Origin of the sequence: Luteimonas sp. MC1750, from assembly GCF_016615955.1 — a bacterium.
GTDB lineage: Bacteria > Pseudomonadota > Gammaproteobacteria > Xanthomonadales > Xanthomonadaceae > Luteimonas.
In genome coordinates this window covers 456497-471383 of record NZ_CP067113.1, presented here as the reverse complement: position 1 = coordinate 471383, position 14887 = coordinate 456497, and the positions used below count along the sequence as shown (strand labels likewise).

Sequence of the window (14887 nt, the reverse complement as noted above, 5' to 3'; positions counted from 1 at the left end):
CACAGTCCGGCGATTGTAGCGGGGTGCGTCGGGGCGCGCGGCTGCGAAAGCGCGGTTGGCCACGGATGACGCGGATCGCGCGGATTTACGCGGATCAAGCCGGGAGCGGAGGCATCCGGGCCGGCGCACTTCACCGCCAGCCGGTTACAACCGGCCGCGCACAGCAGCCACCATCAGAAAGCAATCTTGCCTCAGACAGATCCGCGTAAATCCGCGCAATCCGCGTCATCCGTGGCAAGAAACACTTCTCGATCTTCCCCCTGGAACGCCCCCGCGCGGAACGTCAGCACCAGGGTGTCGCGATGCCCATGTCCGTCGGGATCCAGCGGCTGGATGGGCGTGGACTCGTGGATGACGCGGGTGTCGTCCATCAGCAGCAGCGACCAGGGCTCTTCGAGCGTGAAGCGGTGGCCGTCCGGGCCGGCGGCGTCGAAGACACGGGTTTCGCCGCCCTTGATGCCCTCGCGGCCCACCATGAAGACCCCGACGAAGTCCACGCCGTCGCGGTGCGCGCCCTCCGGCGTGGGGCGGCCGATGCCGTCGCTGGTGTCGATGCGGAACTGGTGCGCCTCGACGTGCCAGGGGCCGGCGTCGCGCACGCCGCTGCACAGGCCGCCAAGCGCGGCCAGCAGGCGCGACCAGGCCGGCTGCGACGCCAGCGCGGCAGAGAGCGGCTGGTACATGCGCGCCATGCCGCCGTGCAGCGCGTTGTAATCCAGCGATTGCCAATGGGCACGGTGCGGCGCCATCCGGACGTCGGCACCGTCGACCACGAAGCAGGAATGGCGGCGGCGCCGGTAGCGGCCGCCGTCGCGCAGGTATCCGTCGGGCGGAAGATCGTCCCAGCCCGTGCCCAGGCCGGCGATGCCCGCCACGGGGATGCCGGTCGTCGCCGCGACCGCCGCGGGCGACAGGACCGCATAGCCCTCGTCGCGGAGCGCGAGCTGTTCGCGGCCCTCGGGGGTGTACGGCGGCGGGAAGATGATGGCCATGGCGACGCCCTGGCGGCCGGGGAAGGCGCGGGCGTGGCCGCCGCCGCCTGGCGCCGGGCCCGGAAAGGACGAAGCCCGCGCGAGGCGGGCTTCGGACTTGTCGCGATGTGGCAGCCCCGGAAGGATTCGAACCTCCGAATGCCTGAGTCAGAGTCAGGTGCCTTACCGCTTGGCGACGGGGCTATGTAGCAATTGTAGCGCAGGATTCCGCGTACGGAATCCTGAATGCCGCGATCAGCGCTTCGAGAACTGGGTCGCGCGACGCGCCTTGTGCAGACCGACCTTCTTGCGCTCGACCTCGCGGGCGTCGCGGGTCATGAAGCCGGCCTTGCGCAGCTCGGACTTCAGGGTCTCGTCGTACTCCACCAGCGCGCGGGCGATACCCAGGCGGATGGCGCCGGCCTGGCCGGTGGTGCCGCCGCCGTGGGTGGTGACCATGATGTCGAAGCTTTCGGTGTTCTTGGTCAGCTCGAGCGGCTGGCGCACGATCATGCGCGCGGTCTCGCGGCCGAAGAACTCGTCGAGCGGACGGTCGTTGACGGTGATGTTGCCGGTACCGCGGCGCAGGAACACGCGGGCGGTGGAGGACTTGCGACGGCCGGTGCCGTAATTCTGGGTGATTGCCATGACTTAGATATCCAGGACTTGCGGCTGCTGGGCGGCGTGCGGGTGCTCGGAACCCTTGTACACCTTGAGCTTGCGGTACATCGCACGGCCCAGGGTGTTCTTCGGGAGCATGCCCTTGACCGAATGCTCGATGACCCGCTCGGGGTGGCGCTCCAGCGCCTGCCCCAGGGACTCGGACTTCAGGTTGCCGATGTACCCGGTGAAGCGGTAGTACATCTTGTCGGCGAGCTTGTTGCCGGTCACGTGGATCTTCTCGGCGTTGATCACGATGATGTAATCGCCGGTGTCGACGTGAGGGGTGTAGACGGGCTTGTGCTTGCCACGCAGGCGACGCGCGATCTCGGTGCTCAGGCGACCGAGGGTCTTGCCGGCGGCGTCGACCACGAACCAGTCGCGCTGGACGGTCTCGTTCTTGGCGGTAAAGGTCTTCATCGGGAAACTCTCAGGGGTGACTGGTCGGGCTGGTTGCGCTGGCCATCGCCGGCGGAACGTCGCCTCGCGTTTTCACGTTCAGGGAACGCAAGAGGCGGAATTGTACCGGGCCACGGCAGCCATCGCAACTTGCCGGCCCCGGCGGCCTGCGCGTCCCCGTGCCGTGCGCCGGCGGGCTGCCTGTACGCCCTGCCATCCACATCCCACAATGTCCGCATGACGACCCGTTCCCGCACCCTGTCGCCCCTCGACCGCCTGCTGGCGGATGCCCAGAACGCGCTGGAGACCGTGGCCGGGCGGCCGCGCGCCGAGCGCCCCAACCCCGGCGCCGGCGAGCCCGAAGTGGAGCTCGACGACGCCGAGCGGCGGCACGCCGCGGGGCTGATGCGGATCAACCACGTCGGCGAGGTCTGTGCCCAGGCGCTGTATGTCGGACAGGCCACCGTGGCGCGTGATCCGGCCACGCGCGCCCACCTGCTCGAGGCGGCGCAGGAAGAAACCGACCACCTGGCCTGGTGCGACGACCGCCTGCGCGAGCTGGACAGCCGGCCGAGCCTCTTCAACCCGCTCTGGTACGCGGGGAGCTATGCGATCGGCCTGCTGGCCGGGCTGCGCGGCGATGGCTGGAACCTCGGCTTCGTGGTCGAGACCGAACGCCAGGTGGAGGCCCATCTGGAGGAGCACCTGCAGACCCTGCCCGGAGCCGACCTGCGCAGCCGCGCGATCCTCGAGACCATGAAGGCCGACGAGGCCCGCCATGCCGACAACGCGGAAGCCGCCGGCGCCCGCGTCCTGCCGCAGCCGATCCCGACCCTGATGGCCGCGGCGTCGAAGGTCATGAAGACCGTCGCCTACCGCCTGTAGGAGCGGCTACAGCCGAGATCCCGCGCACCGACCTGCAGGAGCGGCTACAGCCGCGATCGGGGTGCGCAGGAGCGATCGCGGCTGTAGCCGCTCCTACAGGTGCAAGGTGGCTCAGCCGGAAACCAGCTTCAGCCCCACCACTCCGCCCACGATCATCGCGATGCACGCCAGCCGCGCAGGCGACGCGCTCTCGCCGAACACCAGGATGCCGAAGGCCGCCACGCCAACCGCGCCAATCCCGGTCCAGATCGCGTAGCCGGTGCCGATCGGGATCGCCCTGAGCGCCTGCGACAGGCACCAGAAGCTCACCACCATCGCCGCGACGGTGCCGAGGCTCGGCCAGAGCCGGGTCCAGCCTTCGGTGTACTTCAGCCCGAGTGCCCAGACCACTTCGAACAGGCCTGCCACCACCAGATAAATCCACGCCATTGCTGGTCTCCTTCGCGCTGCCCGGGACCATGCGCCGGCGCTGCGCCGCAAATGAAAAAACGGTCCGGAGCCTTCGCTCCGGACCGCCGTCGGTCTCCGTTCCGCGGACCGTGTCCGCGCGCGGGCCGTCCCGCTGGTGCCCAACGCCGCGTGACCTGCGGCAGAGGGATCACTCGACCAGGTTGCGCCCGTGGAACAGCTCCTCGATCTCGCGCTTGAGCAGCGCCTCGATCTTCATGCGTTCCTTGAACGACAGGTTCCGGGCCTTTTCCTCGAACAGGTACTGGTCGAGGTCGAAGTCCTTCAGGTGCATCTTCGTGTGGAAGATGTTTTCCTGGTAGACGTTGACGTCGAACATCTCGTAGCGCGCCTTGATGTTCTTCGCCAGGAAGTCCTGGATCGAATTGATCTTGTGGTCGATGTAATGCTTCTTGCCCTTGATGTCGCGGGTGAAGCCGCGCACGCGGTAGTCGGCGATGACGATGTCCGACTCGAAGCTCTCGATCAGGTAGTTCAGCGCCTTCAGCGGCGAGATCACGCCGCAGGTCGCCACGTCGATGTCCGCGCGGAACGTCGCAATGCCCGCCTGCGGGTGCGTTTCCGGGTAGGTGTGGACGGTGATGTGGCTCTTGTCCAGGTGCGCGACCACCGCATCCGAGATCACGCCCTTGGCGTCGGCCTTGTCGATCACCGGCTGCTCGGAGATGAGGATCGTCACCGACGCGCCCTGCGGATCGTAGTCCTGGCGCGCGATGTTGAGGATGTTCGCGCCGATGATCTCCGCCACGTCCGTGAGGATCTGCGTGAGGCGATCGGCGTTGTATTCCTCGTCGATGTATTCGATGTAGCGCTGGCGCTCGTCCTTGGAGACGGCGTAGCACACGTCATAGATGTTGAAGCTCAGGGCCTTGGTGAGGTTGTTGAATCCCTGCAGCTTCAGGCGAGGCAGCGGTTTGACCACGTCGTGCGGACCCCGGTTCGGGCGGAAAGTGCGCGATTATGCGCCATTGCCCCCCCGCCCGCGAGTGAAGCGCCACCGGGGCCGGCCGGGCGGGGCCCCAACGCGTTTGCCGGATGGGTCAGGACGGCCTACTCTTGCTTCATCCCCCGTTCAAGCTTTCCATGACTATCAGCCCTGTGGCCATCCTGACAACCTTGAGACGTCCCCAGCATCCCCTGATGCCATCGCCGGCGACGATCGAACGCTTTCTCGCGCACTGCCATCGCCGCCGCTATCCGCCGCGCACCGAGGTGTTCCGCCCGGGCGACCAGGCCGGGACCATGTATTACGTGGTCAGCGGGTCGGTCACCATCATCACCGAGGAGGACGACGGTCGCGAACTGATCCTCGGCTACTTCGGACCCGGCGAATTCGTCGGCGAGATGGGCCTCTTCATCGAGTCCGACGTGCGCGAAGTGGTGCTGCGCACCCGGGTGCAGACCGAACTGGCCGAGATCAGCTACGAGCGGTTGTACCAGCTGTTCGACGGTTCGCTGTCCGGCGACGCCACGCAGATCGTCTACGCGATCGGCGCCCAGCTGTCGCGGCGGCTGCTCGACACCAGCCGCAAGGCCGGACGCCTGGCCTTCCTCGACGTCACCGACCGCATCACCCGCACCCTGCACGACCTCACCCGCGAGCCGGAGGCGATGACCCATCCCGACGGCACCCAGCTGCGGGTGTCGCGCCAGGAGCTCGCGCGCCTGGTCGGCTGCTCGCGCGAGATGGCCGGCCGCGTGCTGAAGAAGCTCCAGGCCGACGGCAAGCTGCACGCCCGCGGCAAGACCATCGTCCTCTACGGCACCCGCTGACGCCGATGGTCGCGGCGTTCGAATCCAGGGGCACCCTGCCGGACGCGGACCTGCGCAGCGCCTCGGCGATCGACGCCGACGACGTCGCCGCCCTGCTCAGCGCGCTGGGCTACCCCTGCGACACCGGCGACGCCGCGCGCCGCATCGCCACCATCACCGCCAACGACCGGCAGGCCCTGGTCGTCGCACGCTGCGGCGGCATGGTCTGCGGACTGGTCGCGATCGACTTCATGTATTACCTGCCGCTGGATACCACCACCTGCCGGATCACCGCCCTGGTGGTCTCGCCCGGCGCGCAGGGCCGTGGGCTCGGCCGGCAGCTGCTGCGCGAAGCCGAGCGCCGCGCCCGCTCCGCCGGGGCCGCGCGCATCGAACTGACCAGCGGATCGCAGCGCGCCGAGGCCCACGCCTTCTACCGGGCCTGCGGATTCGGCGACGGGACATTGCGCTTCATCAAGCGCCTCGGCGACGCTTGACCGGCGACAACGCCACCACCACGCCAGCCGGCTAGTCTTGCCGCCTGCAGGGTGCCGCGTGGCGCCCGGATGCCGCGCATGGACCTGATCGACAGCCACTTCCTGATGTTCGTCGCCATCGGACTGGGCGCACAGCTCGTGGACGGTGCGCTGGGAATGGCCTTCGGGCTGGTCTCCTCCTCGATCCTGCTGGCGATGGGCATGCCGCCGGCGGCGGTGAGCGCCAGCGTGCACACGGCCGAGGTGTTCACCACCGGCGTCTCCGGCGCCGCGCACGGCATGCTGGGCAACGTCGATCGCCGCCTGATGCTGCGCCTGGCGGTGCCGGGCGTGGTCGGCGGCGTGATCGGCGCGTACGCGCTCAGCCGCATCGATGGCGCGACGATCAAACCCTGGATCCACGCCTACCTGCTGGTGCTGGCGGTGCTGATCCTGGTGCGTGCGCTGGGCCGGCGCGTGCCGCGGCGCGAGGTGAAGCGCGTGGGCCTGCTCGGCTTCGTCTCCGGCCTGCTCGACGCCATCGGCGGCGGCGGCTGGGGCCCCATGGCGACCTCCACCCTGCTGGCGAACGGCGGCGAAGCGCGCACCAGCATCGGCACGGTCAGCGCATCCGAGTTCGCGGTGACCCTGGCGATCTCGATCACCTTCCTGTTCTCGGTCGGCCTCGACCACTGGCGGATCATCATCGGCCTGCTGCTGGGCGGCGTGATCGCCGCGCCACTGGCGGCGCTGCTGGTGCGGCACGTGCGCGAGCGCCTGGTGCTGCTGGCGGTCGGCGTGCTGGTGATGGGGATCTCGCTCTACCAGATCTACCGCGCGCTCGCCGGCTGAGCCGGATCGGACGGCAGCCGGCCGTCGTCTCCCACCGCGACGGCCACGGGTTCGCCGCCCCGCCCCGGGCAGCCCCAGTTGAGGATCGGCGTCGCAGGCGGAAGCTCGCGGACGAAGCGGGCGATCGCGCCCGGCTTCGGATTCACCACCACCGGCCTGCGCGCGGCGTGCAGCAGCGGCAGGTCGGCGCTCGAGTCGGAATAGGCCGCGTCGATGTCGCCCCAGCCGAGCTCGCGCAGCATGCGCACCTTTTCTTCGTTGTGGCAGTGGCGCGCCGCGACCACCGCGCCGAAGCGCGGGCCGGCCAGGGTGCCGACCACGGGCACGTCCTCGTGGGCGGCAAACGCCAGGATCGCGCGGGCCAGTTCCGGCGGCGCGCCGGTGGCCACCACGACGTGGTCGCCGCGCTCGCGGTGGGCGTGGAAGACCTCCAGCGCCAGCGGCAGCAGGCGGCCGCGGATCTCCTCGACGTGCTGCGCGACATAGGCGTCGGTGAGCGCATCCAGGTCGCGCACGCGGTGGAAGCCGACCGTGCCGGCCCAGACGAAACCGGAGATGCCCGCGCGGCGGGTCGGCAGGAAGGCGACCATCGGACCGAACACCGGGGCCAGCAGCAGCGCGAGCATCCGCCGCCACCAGCTGCGCTTGATCAGCCAGGCGAACAGGTGGCTGCCGGAGTCGCCGTCGTAGAGGGTGTGGTCGAAGTCGAAGACGACCAGCGGGGCATCATCGCGAGGCACCGCGTACCGCGGCCCGCTCACGTCCCGAACATCCCGCGCAGCGCGCTTCCCGGATCCTCGGCGCGCATGAAGGCCTCGCCGACCAGGAAGGCATCCACGCCGGCACCGCGCAGTAGCGCGACGTCGTCGGCGGTCATCACGCCGCTCTCGGTCACCAGCCGGCGGTCTTCCGGGGCCATCGCTTTCAGCGCCAGCGTCGTGTCCAGCGACACCTCGAAGCTGCGCAGGTCGCGGTTGTTCACGCCCAGCAGCGGCGCGCGCCCGGCGACCGTGGGCAGGCGCAGCGCGCGCTCAAACTCGTTGGCGTCATGCACTTCGGCCAACACGTCCATGCCGAGCTCCAGCGCCTGCACGCAGAGGTCGCTCGCAAGCAGATCGTCCAGCCCGGCCAGGATCAGCAGCACGCAGTCGGCGCCCAGCACGCGCGCCTCGTCGACCTGGTAGCCGTCGACGATGAAATCCTTGCGCAGCACCGGCAGCGAGCAGGCCTCGCGCGCCTGCTGGAGGTAAGCGTCGGCGCCCTGGAAGAAGTCGACGTCGGTCAGCACCGACAGGCAGGCCGCGCCGCCGGCCTCGTAGCTGCGCGCGATCGCGGCGGGATCGAAGTCGGCGCGGATCACGCCCTTCGACGGGCTGGCCTTCTTGACCTCGGCGATCACCGCGGTCTGCCCGGCGGCAATCTTCGCCTCGATCGCCGCGGCGAAACCGCGCGGCGGGGGCGCGTCGGCCAGGCGCAGGAAGATCTCGGCGCGCGAGACGCGCAGGTTGCGCTCCGCAACTTCCTCGCGCTTGCGGGCCAGGATGCGGGCCAGCACGTCGGGGGCATGGCCGGTGTTCATTCGCAGGCTCCGGCGTCGGCCGCTGGAGTGATCGCGGCTGTAGCCGCTCCTACAGGGCGGCCCGGGGTGATCGCGGCTGTAGCCGCTCCTGCAGGGGGCTCGACTGTGGGAGCGGCTACAGCCGCGATCGCAGCCTCGCCGAGTTCCCGGGTGGTGGCCACGAACGCGTCGAGCTTCGCGCGCGCCGCGCCCGAAGCGATCGTCGCGCGCGCCAGTTCGACGCCGCTGGCGATCGAATCCGCCACGCCGGCGACGTACAGCGCCGCGCCCGCGTTGAGCGCGACGATATGCCCGGGCAGGCCGTCGGCGTCGGTGATTGCCTGCAGCACCATCGCCTTCGACTCCTGCGCACCCTCGACCTTGAGGTTGCGGCTGGCGGCCATCGGGATGCCGAAGTCCTCCGGGTGCAGTTCGTACTCGCGCACCCGGCCGTCGCGCAGCTCGCCGACCAGGGTTCCCGCGCCCAGCGAGATCTCGTCCATGCCGTCGCGGCCCCAGACCACCAGCGCGCGCTCGGCGCCGAGCTCCTGCAGCACGCGCACCTGGATGCCGACCAGGTCGGGATGGAACACGCCCATCAGGATCGACGGCGCATCCGCGGGATTGGTCAGCGGTCCGAGGATGTTGAACAGCGTGCGCACGCCCATCTCGCGGCGCACCGGCGCGACCACCTTCATCGCGGGGTGGTAGGCCGGCGCGTACATGAAGCCGATGCCGGTGCGCGCGATCGACTCCGCGACGGCTTCCGGCGGCAGTTCGATGGCGGCGCCCAGCGCCTCGTACGCATCCGCGCTGCCGGACGTGGACGACACGCTGCGCCCGCCGTGCTTGGCGACCCGCCCGCCGGCGGCGGCGATCACGAAGCTCGACGCGGTGGAGATGTTGAAGGTGTTGGCGCCATCACCGCCGGTACCGACGATGTCGACCAGGTGCGTGCGGTCGGCGACCTCGACCCGGCGCGCCAGCTCGCGCATCGCGCGCGCGGCACCGGTGATCTCGCCCACCGTTTCCTTCTTGACCCGAAGCCCGATCATGATCGCCGCGGTCATCTGCGGCGACACGTCACCACGCATCACCTGCCGCATGAGGTCGAACATCTCGTCCTCGAAGATCTCGCGGTGTTCGATGGTGCGCTGCAGGGCTTCCTGGGGGGTGATGGGCATGGTCGGGGCTGGCTTCTTCAGGGAACGGGGGATGCCGGGGCGACGCATGCGCCGGTCGCGGCGTCGCCGCGGGCCTCAGGCCGCGACGTCGAGGAAGTTCTTCAGCAGCGCGTGACCGTGCTGGCTGAGGATCGACTCCGGATGGAACTGCACGCCGTGGACGGGGTGCTCGCGGTGGCGCAGGCCCATGATCTCCTCGCGGCTGCCGTCGTCGTTCTCGGTCCAGGCCGTGACCTCGAGGCAGTCGGGCAGGCTGTCCTGCTCCACCACCAGCGAATGGTAGCGCGTGGCCTCGTACCCGTCCGGCAGGCCGGCGAACACACCGTTCCCGGCGTGGCGGATCGGCGAGGTCTTGCCGTGCATGATCCGGCCCGCGCGCACCACGCGTCCGCCGTAGGCCTGGCCGAGCGCCTGGTGGCCCAGGCAGACGCCGAGGATCGGCGTGGTCGGGCCCAGCCGCTCGATCACCTCGATCGAGACGCCGGCCTCGTTGGGCGTGCACGGTCCCGGCGAGATCACGATGTGGCTCGGCCCGAGGCGCCCGATGTCGTCGACCGTCAGCGCATCGTTGCGCACCACCTCGACCTCGGCGCCCAGCACCTGCAGGTACTGCACGAGGTTGAAGGTGAAGCTGTCGTAGTTGTCGATCATCAGCAGCACGGATGGCCCCTGCAGGCGCGCGGCGTCGGGGCCGCCGGAAGCCGTCCATTCTCGCCGAAAGCCCGGACGCGGTGCGCGTTCACATTCGCTGTCCACAGCCGTGGCTAGCCTGTGGCGATCGCGCCGGGGCTGCCCGCGGCGTCGGCGGCCACGAGGAGGGGACCACCATCGCGACCATCGCACCCTGCGCGCGCCCGACGGCCGCCGCGTTGGCGCTGCTCGCCGCCGCGGGCTGTGCCGGGCCGCAGTCGACGCTGGATCCGGCCGGGCCGGCGGCGGAGGCCATTGCCGGCATCTGGTGGGCGATGTTCTGGGGCGCGCTGGCGGTCTGGCTGATGGTGATGGGGCTGGTGTCCTGGGCACTCTTCCGCGGCCGCAACACCCGCGCGCTGGCGAAACCGCAGCGGCTCATCGTCGGCGGCGGGCTGGTGCTGCCGCCAATGCTGCTGGCGGGGCTGCTGGTCTACGGCTCGGTGTCCAGCGCGCGGATCACCGGGCTCGGCCAGCAGGTCGACCAGCGCGTGGACGTGGTCGCCGGGCGCTGGCGCTGGCACTTCCGCTACCGCGACGCGGACGGTGGCGTGGTGGCGGAGTCGCTCGACGTGCTGTCGATGCCGCGCGGCCGGATGGTCGAATTCCGCATCACCAGCGCCGACGTCATCCATTCGTTCTGGATCCCGCGCCTGGGCGGCAAGGTCGACGCCATCCCCGGGCGCGTGAACCGCCTGCGGCTGCGCGCCGACGGCGAGGGCCGCATCCGCGGGCAGTGCGCCGAGTACTGCGGCACCGGCCACGCCCGCATGGCCTTCGAGGTGCTGGTGCAGGATGACGCCGGCCATCAGGCGTGGCTCGCACAGCGGGCGGGCGGCGTTCCGGCGGCGGTCGCGGCCGCCGACGCCGCTGCCGTCGAAGCGCTGGACGCGCTGGGCCCGGGCGACGCCGTCCGCGTGGACACCGTGGACGATGCCGTCGATGCCGATGCCGATGTCGATGCCGATGCCGATGTCGATGGCGGGGAGGCGCCGCGATGACGGCTCCGACCAACCCCGCAGCCACGCCGGAAGACGCGCGCCTGCAGGCGCTGCACGAAACCTGGTCCACGCCGCCGGGCTGGCGCGGCCGCCTGACCGCGGTCAACCACTCGACGATCGGCCTGCGCTTCATCGTCACCGGCCTCGCCTTCTTCCTGATCGGCGGCATGCTGTCGATGTTCATCCGGCTGCAGCTGGCCTGGTTCGGCAACGAGGTGCTGGATCCGCAGCGCTACGCCGAATTCGTGACCATGCACGGCACCACGATGATGTTCCTGTTCGCGGTGCCGATCATGGAGGGCTTCGCGCTCTACCTCGTGCCCAAGATGATCGGCGCGCGCGACCTGCCCTTCCCGCGGCTGTCGGCGTTCGGCTTCTGGTGCTACCTGTTCGGCGGGCTGTTCCTGTACTCCAGCTTCCTGTTCGACGCGGTGCCGGACTCGGGCTGGTTCATGTACGTGCCGCTGACCGACGCCACCTGGTCGCCCGGGCTCAACGCCGACTTCTGGCTGATCGGCGTCACCTTCTCCGAGATCGCCGCCGTGGCCGCGGCGGTGGAGATGATCGTGGCGATCCTGGTCTGCCGCGCGCCCGGCATGGACCTGCGGCGCATCCCGCTGTTCGCGTGGGCGATGCTGGTGACCTCGTTCATGATCGTCTTCGGCTTCCCGCCGCTGATCCTCGCCAGCATCCTGCTGGAGATCCAGCGTGCCTTCGGCTTCGTGTTCTTCGATCCGGCGCTGGGCGGCGATCCGCTGCTGTGGCAGCACCTGTTCTGGCTGTTCGGGCACCCCGAGGTCTACATCATCTTCCTGCCGGCCGCGGGAGTGGTCTCGATGGTGGTGTCGACCTTCGCGCGACGTCCGATGGTCGGCTACACCTGGATCGTGCTGGCGCTGGTCGGCACCGGCTTCCTCAGCTTCGGGCTGTGGGTGCACCACATGTTCACCGTCGGCATCCCCCTGCTGGCGCTGGCGCTGTTCAGCGCCGCGAGCATGGCGGTGGCGATCCCGATGGGCATCCAGGTGTTCGCCTGGATCGCGACGCTGTGGGCCGGGCGCCCCTGGCTGCGCGTGCCGACGCTGTACCTGTTCGGCTTCTTCTTCGTCTTCGTGCCCGGCGGGCTCACCGGCGTGATGGTGGCGATGGTGCCCTTCGACTGGCAGGCGCACGACAGCCACTTCGTGGTCGCGCACCTGCACCACGTGCTGATCGGCGGGCTGATGTTCCCGCTGTTCGCCGGCCTCTATTACTGGCTGCCGCTGGTGAGCGGGCGCGAGCCGTCGGAGAGCCTCAGCCGCACCGCGTTCTGGCTGGTCTTCCTCGGCTTCAACCTGACCTTCCTGCCGATGTACTTCACCGGCCTGCTGGGCATGCCGCGACGCGCCTACACCTATCTTCCGGAGCTCGGGTTCCACTGGCTCAACCTGGTGTCGACCGCCGCCGGCTTCGTGCTGGCCGTCGGAATGGTGGCGGTGCTGGCGGACCTGGTGCTGAGCCTCCGGCATGGACCGCGCGCGCGCCGCAATCCATGGCGCGCCGGCACGCTGGAGTGGGCCGTGCAGCACCCGGTTCCGCCCTACACGTTCGCGTCGGTGCCGCGCGTCCAGGGCCGCGATCCGCTGTGGGCCGATCCGCTGCTCGCGGACGCCGCCGCACGGCCGGACGGACTGCTCGGCGACGCGCGCCACGGCGTGCGCGAGCTGCTCGGCAGCAGCCTGCTGGATGCGCGGCCCGAGCAGGTGATCCGCGTCTCCGGCCCGACCTGGCTGCCGCTGCTGGCCGCGCTTGCGCTGGCGGTGCTGCTGGCCTGCTTCATCGCCAAGCTCTACTGGGCCGTGCTGCTGCTCGTGCTGCCGCTGCTCGCGCTGCTCTGGCGCTGGGCCTGGACCACCGGCGATCCCGGCGGGCCCGACGCGGTCGAGGCCGAGCCAGGACTTGTGCTGCCCACGCAGGGCGCCGCGCGCAACGCGCCGGGCTGGTGGGCGCTGGTGATGTCGCTGCTGGTCGACGGCTCGCTGTTCGCGTCGCTGGTCTTCAGCTACTTCTACCTGTGGCTCGGGACGGAGGCCTGGCCGCCGGCGGGCATCGGGGTCGCGGGCTGGCCGGCGGCCATCGCCGCGCTGGTCCTGCTGATCGCCTGCGCCGGAACGGCATGGGTCGCGACGCGTGCGCTGCAGGCCGACGCGCGCGGACGCGCCGCGGGCGCGTGGATGGCGACCGTCGTGCTCGGCGCCGGCTTCATCGCGGCGCAGGCCTGGGCCATGGCGGCCACCGGAGCGCCCGCCGTTCACGCCTACGCATCGGTGGCCTGGACGCTCGCGGGCTTCCATGCCGTGCACGTGCTGTTGGCGATGCTGTTCGCGACCTTCGTCGCGGCGCGTCTGCGCCGCGGCCTGGTGACCGCGGCGCGTCCGCTGGAGGCGCGCGTCACCACCGCGCTCTGGCGCTACGTGGTGGGCCAGGGCGTGGTCGCCTGGGGCGTCCTCCACCTGTTCCCGAGGCTGGCGTGACCGGCGCGCGCCCGGACGGGCCACACCTGGACGGCGTGCGCCTGGACGGCGTCCTCTCGCCCTGGCGCCTTACCGGCATCGCCGCGCCGATGCTGCTCTGGGCGCTGCACCTGGTCGTGGTGTATTCGCTGCAGGGCGTCACCTGCGCCGAGGGCCTGGCGTTGACCCGCCATGCCGGCCTGACCGCACTGGCCTGGTCGGTCCTGGCGCTGACCGCGGTCACGTTCACCCTGCTGGCGTGGCTGGGACGCCGCGCCTGGCGCGGCTGGCGTGCCGCCCAGGCCGACCGCTCCGCGCCCGCGCTTGCCGCGCGACGCCGCTTCGCCGCGGCGGCCAGCGGCGCGCTCTGCGTGCTCTCCGCGGTCGCGGTGCTGTTCACCACCATCCCCGTGCTGCTGCTTCCGGGCTGTGCCTGACATGGCCGAATCACTCAAGCCGCCGACCCCGCCGCAGCTCACCCGCACCGTCGAAAGCCGCGTGGCGATCCGCAAGCACCCGCTGCACCCGATGCTGGTGGTGTTCCCGATCGCATTCCTGCTCGTGGTCTCGGTGACCGACGTGCTGTACCTGTGGAGCGGCCTGGCGTTCTGGGCGCAGCTGTCGCAGGTGCTGAGCGGCGCAGGCCTGGCGATGGGGCTCGTGGCCGCCGCGGTCGGCACCGTCGACCTGCTGCTGATCCGGGTGGTGCGGCGGCATGTCTCCGCGTGGAGCCATGCGCTCTCGGGGGTGATGGTGCTGGCGGTGGCCGCGGCCAACACCTGGCTGCGCTGGGGCGATCCGGTTGCGGCGGTCTGGCCCTGGGGGCTGCTGCTGTCGTCGCTGATGACGGTGCTGGTCGGCGTGGCCGGCTGGCTGGGTGGCGGACTCAGCTTCCATCACGGGATTGGCGTCGCCGGACATCCCGGCAGCGAGGACCGCGGTCCCGACGCCCCGCCGGAGGCGTGAGGCGTGCGCCCCGCTCCCGGCCTGTGCCATTCACGGCTTCGCGTCGGCACCCGGCGGCGGCGGCAGGTCGCCGACGGTCTGCGGCTTGGCACCGGTGAGCGCCGCGATGGCGAGCAGCAAGGCCAGCGGCGTCCAGCCCAGCAGCCCGTAGAACAGCGCACCGTGGCGATCGCGGCCCTGGCCCAGCTCGTAGAGCACCAGCCCCATGTAGAGATGCAGGAACACGGCGCCGGCCACGATCACCAGCTTCATCACCAGCCAGGCACCGCTCGGCCCGTAGGCGATCAGCACCATCCCGCTGGCCACCGCCACCAGCGCCGCGGGCGTGGCCATGCGGAAGTAGAGCGTGTTGGCGGTGGCATTGAAGTAGCCGGCGGCGGCATCGCGCTGGCCACGGTGCCGCGCCACGAACAGCCGCGGCAGGAAGAACAGTCCGGCGAACCAGAGGACCATCGCCGAGACATGCAGGATCTTCAGCCAGAAATACATGCGCCATTCCCCTCGGATTCACCGCAGTGTGCCCGCTCCGGCGC

17 protein-coding genes, 1 tRNA gene and 1 pseudogene are annotated in these 14887 nt (G+C 70.5%); 8 read left to right on the top strand and 11 right to left on the bottom strand.

Annotated elements, in window-relative coordinates; genetic code table 11:
- Window positions 1-191: 191 nt before the first annotated feature.
- From JGR68_RS02240 to rplM, 4 genes are all read right to left on the bottom strand, one after another.
- Window positions 192-992 carry a 2OG-Fe dioxygenase family protein gene (locus JGR68_RS02240; protein WP_199360204.1) on the bottom strand — a complete coding sequence of 267 codons (801 nt, stop codon included), beginning with the start codon at window positions 990-992 and terminating at the stop codon, window positions 192-194.
- Between the two features lie 108 nt (window positions 993-1100).
- Window positions 1101-1175: transfer RNA gene (locus tag JGR68_RS02235), tRNA-Gln, on the bottom strand.
- A gap of 51 nt (window positions 1176-1226) precedes the next feature.
- Window positions 1227-1619 (bottom strand): 30S ribosomal protein S9, encoded by a 393-nt coding sequence (rpsI, locus tag JGR68_RS02230; RefSeq protein WP_199360203.1) that lies wholly within the window; start codon window positions 1617-1619, stop codon window positions 1227-1229.
- A 3-nt stretch (window positions 1620-1622) separates the two neighbouring features.
- Window positions 1623-2051 carry a 50S ribosomal protein L13 gene (gene rplM / locus JGR68_RS02225; protein WP_199360202.1) on the bottom strand — a complete coding sequence of 143 codons (429 nt, stop codon included), beginning with the start codon at window positions 2049-2051 and terminating at the stop codon, window positions 1623-1625.
- Between the two features lie 216 nt (window positions 2052-2267).
- Here rplM and coq7 point away from each other — a divergent pair, with 216 nt between their 5' ends.
- Complete coding sequence (coq7, locus tag JGR68_RS02220) at window positions 2268-2915, top strand: 2-polyprenyl-3-methyl-6-methoxy-1,4-benzoquinone monooxygenase (protein WP_199360201.1); 648 nt, start codon at window positions 2268-2270, stop codon at window positions 2913-2915.
- Between the two features lie 111 nt (window positions 2916-3026).
- On the opposite strand, the gene sugE is transcribed toward coq7, so the two are convergent.
- Both sugE and speD read right to left on the bottom strand, forming a co-directional pair.
- On the bottom strand, window positions 3027-3344 hold the full coding sequence (gene sugE, locus JGR68_RS02215; RefSeq protein ID WP_199360200.1) for a quaternary ammonium compound efflux SMR transporter SugE: 318 nt from the start codon (window positions 3342-3344) through the stop codon (window positions 3027-3029).
- A gap of 169 nt (window positions 3345-3513) precedes the next feature.
- Window positions 3514-4305, bottom strand: coding sequence for an adenosylmethionine decarboxylase (gene speD, locus JGR68_RS02210; protein WP_144891047.1), 792 nt, complete (start codon window positions 4303-4305; stop codon window positions 3514-3516).
- Window positions 4306-4523: 218 nt separating this feature from the next.
- On the opposite strand from speD, the gene crp reads away from it, so the two are divergent.
- The 3 genes from crp to JGR68_RS02195 all read left to right on the top strand — a co-directional run bounded on the left by crp (window position 4524) and on the right by JGR68_RS02195 (window position 6463).
- Window positions 4524-5156, top strand: a complete 633-nt coding sequence (gene crp / locus JGR68_RS02205; RefSeq protein WP_234446562.1) for a cAMP-activated global transcriptional regulator CRP — start codon at window positions 4524-4526, stop codon at window positions 5154-5156.
- 5 nt (window positions 5157-5161) lie between these two features.
- Window positions 5162-5632 carry a GNAT family N-acetyltransferase gene (locus tag JGR68_RS02200; RefSeq protein ID WP_199360198.1) on the top strand — a complete coding sequence of 157 codons (471 nt, stop codon included), beginning with the start codon at window positions 5162-5164 and terminating at the stop codon, window positions 5630-5632.
- 78 nt (window positions 5633-5710) lie between these two features.
- Window positions 5711-6463, top strand: a complete 753-nt coding sequence (locus JGR68_RS02195; RefSeq protein ID WP_199360197.1) for a sulfite exporter TauE/SafE family protein — start codon at window positions 5711-5713, stop codon at window positions 6461-6463.
- Here the strand turns inward: JGR68_RS02195 and JGR68_RS02190 are convergent.
- The 4 genes and pseudogenes from JGR68_RS02190 to JGR68_RS02175 form a co-directional block, all read right to left on the bottom strand.
- Window positions 6442-7224 carry a haloacid dehalogenase-like hydrolase gene (locus tag JGR68_RS02190; protein WP_199360196.1) on the bottom strand — a complete coding sequence of 261 codons (783 nt, stop codon included), beginning with the start codon at window positions 7222-7224 and terminating at the stop codon, window positions 6442-6444. The two genes, JGR68_RS02195 and JGR68_RS02190, sit on opposite strands and share 22 nt — an antisense overlap.
- Window positions 7221-8042, bottom strand: coding sequence for an indole-3-glycerol phosphate synthase TrpC (gene trpC / locus JGR68_RS02185; RefSeq protein ID WP_199360195.1), 822 nt, complete (start codon window positions 8040-8042; stop codon window positions 7221-7223). The genes JGR68_RS02190 and trpC overlap by 4 nt, the downstream gene beginning before the upstream one ends.
- Window positions 8043-8182: 140 nt before the next feature.
- Window positions 8183-9205: pseudogene (gene trpD, locus JGR68_RS02180) on the bottom strand (anthranilate phosphoribosyltransferase); the annotation flags it as partial.
- Window positions 9206-9280: 75 nt separating this feature from the next.
- The gene (locus JGR68_RS02175; protein ID WP_199360193.1) at window positions 9281-9865 is read right to left on the bottom strand and encodes an aminodeoxychorismate/anthranilate synthase component II; all 585 of its coding nucleotides are present in this window, start codon (window positions 9863-9865) and stop codon (window positions 9281-9283) included.
- A 209-nt stretch (window positions 9866-10074) separates the two neighbouring features.
- On the opposite strand from JGR68_RS02175, the gene coxB reads away from it, so the two are divergent.
- Genes coxB through JGR68_RS02155 form a run of 4 tightly spaced genes read left to right on the top strand, consistent with a single transcriptional unit; the run spans window position 10075 to window position 14354 of the window.
- The gene (gene coxB / locus JGR68_RS02170) at window positions 10075-10896 is read left to right on the top strand and encodes a cytochrome c oxidase subunit II (protein WP_234446561.1); all 822 of its coding nucleotides are present in this window, start codon (window positions 10075-10077) and stop codon (window positions 10894-10896) included.
- The gene (gene ctaD, locus JGR68_RS02165; protein WP_199360191.1) at window positions 10893-13409 is read left to right on the top strand and encodes a cytochrome c oxidase subunit I; all 2517 of its coding nucleotides are present in this window, start codon (window positions 10893-10895) and stop codon (window positions 13407-13409) included. The genes coxB and ctaD overlap by 4 nt, the downstream gene beginning before the upstream one ends.
- Window positions 13406-13825, top strand: coding sequence for a hypothetical protein (locus tag JGR68_RS02160; protein ID WP_199360190.1), 420 nt, complete (start codon window positions 13406-13408; stop codon window positions 13823-13825). The genes ctaD and JGR68_RS02160 overlap by 4 nt, the downstream gene beginning before the upstream one ends.
- A gap of 1 nt (window position 13826) precedes the next feature.
- Window positions 13827-14354 carry a DUF2231 domain-containing protein gene (locus JGR68_RS02155; RefSeq protein ID WP_199360189.1) on the top strand — a complete coding sequence of 176 codons (528 nt, stop codon included), beginning with the start codon at window positions 13827-13829 and terminating at the stop codon, window positions 14352-14354.
- Between the two features lie 30 nt (window positions 14355-14384).
- Here the strand turns inward: JGR68_RS02155 and JGR68_RS02150 are convergent, their stop codons facing one another.
- Complete coding sequence (locus tag JGR68_RS02150) at window positions 14385-14843, bottom strand: CopD family protein (RefSeq protein WP_199360188.1); 459 nt, start codon at window positions 14841-14843, stop codon at window positions 14385-14387.
- Window positions 14844-14887: the final 44 nt, after the last annotated feature.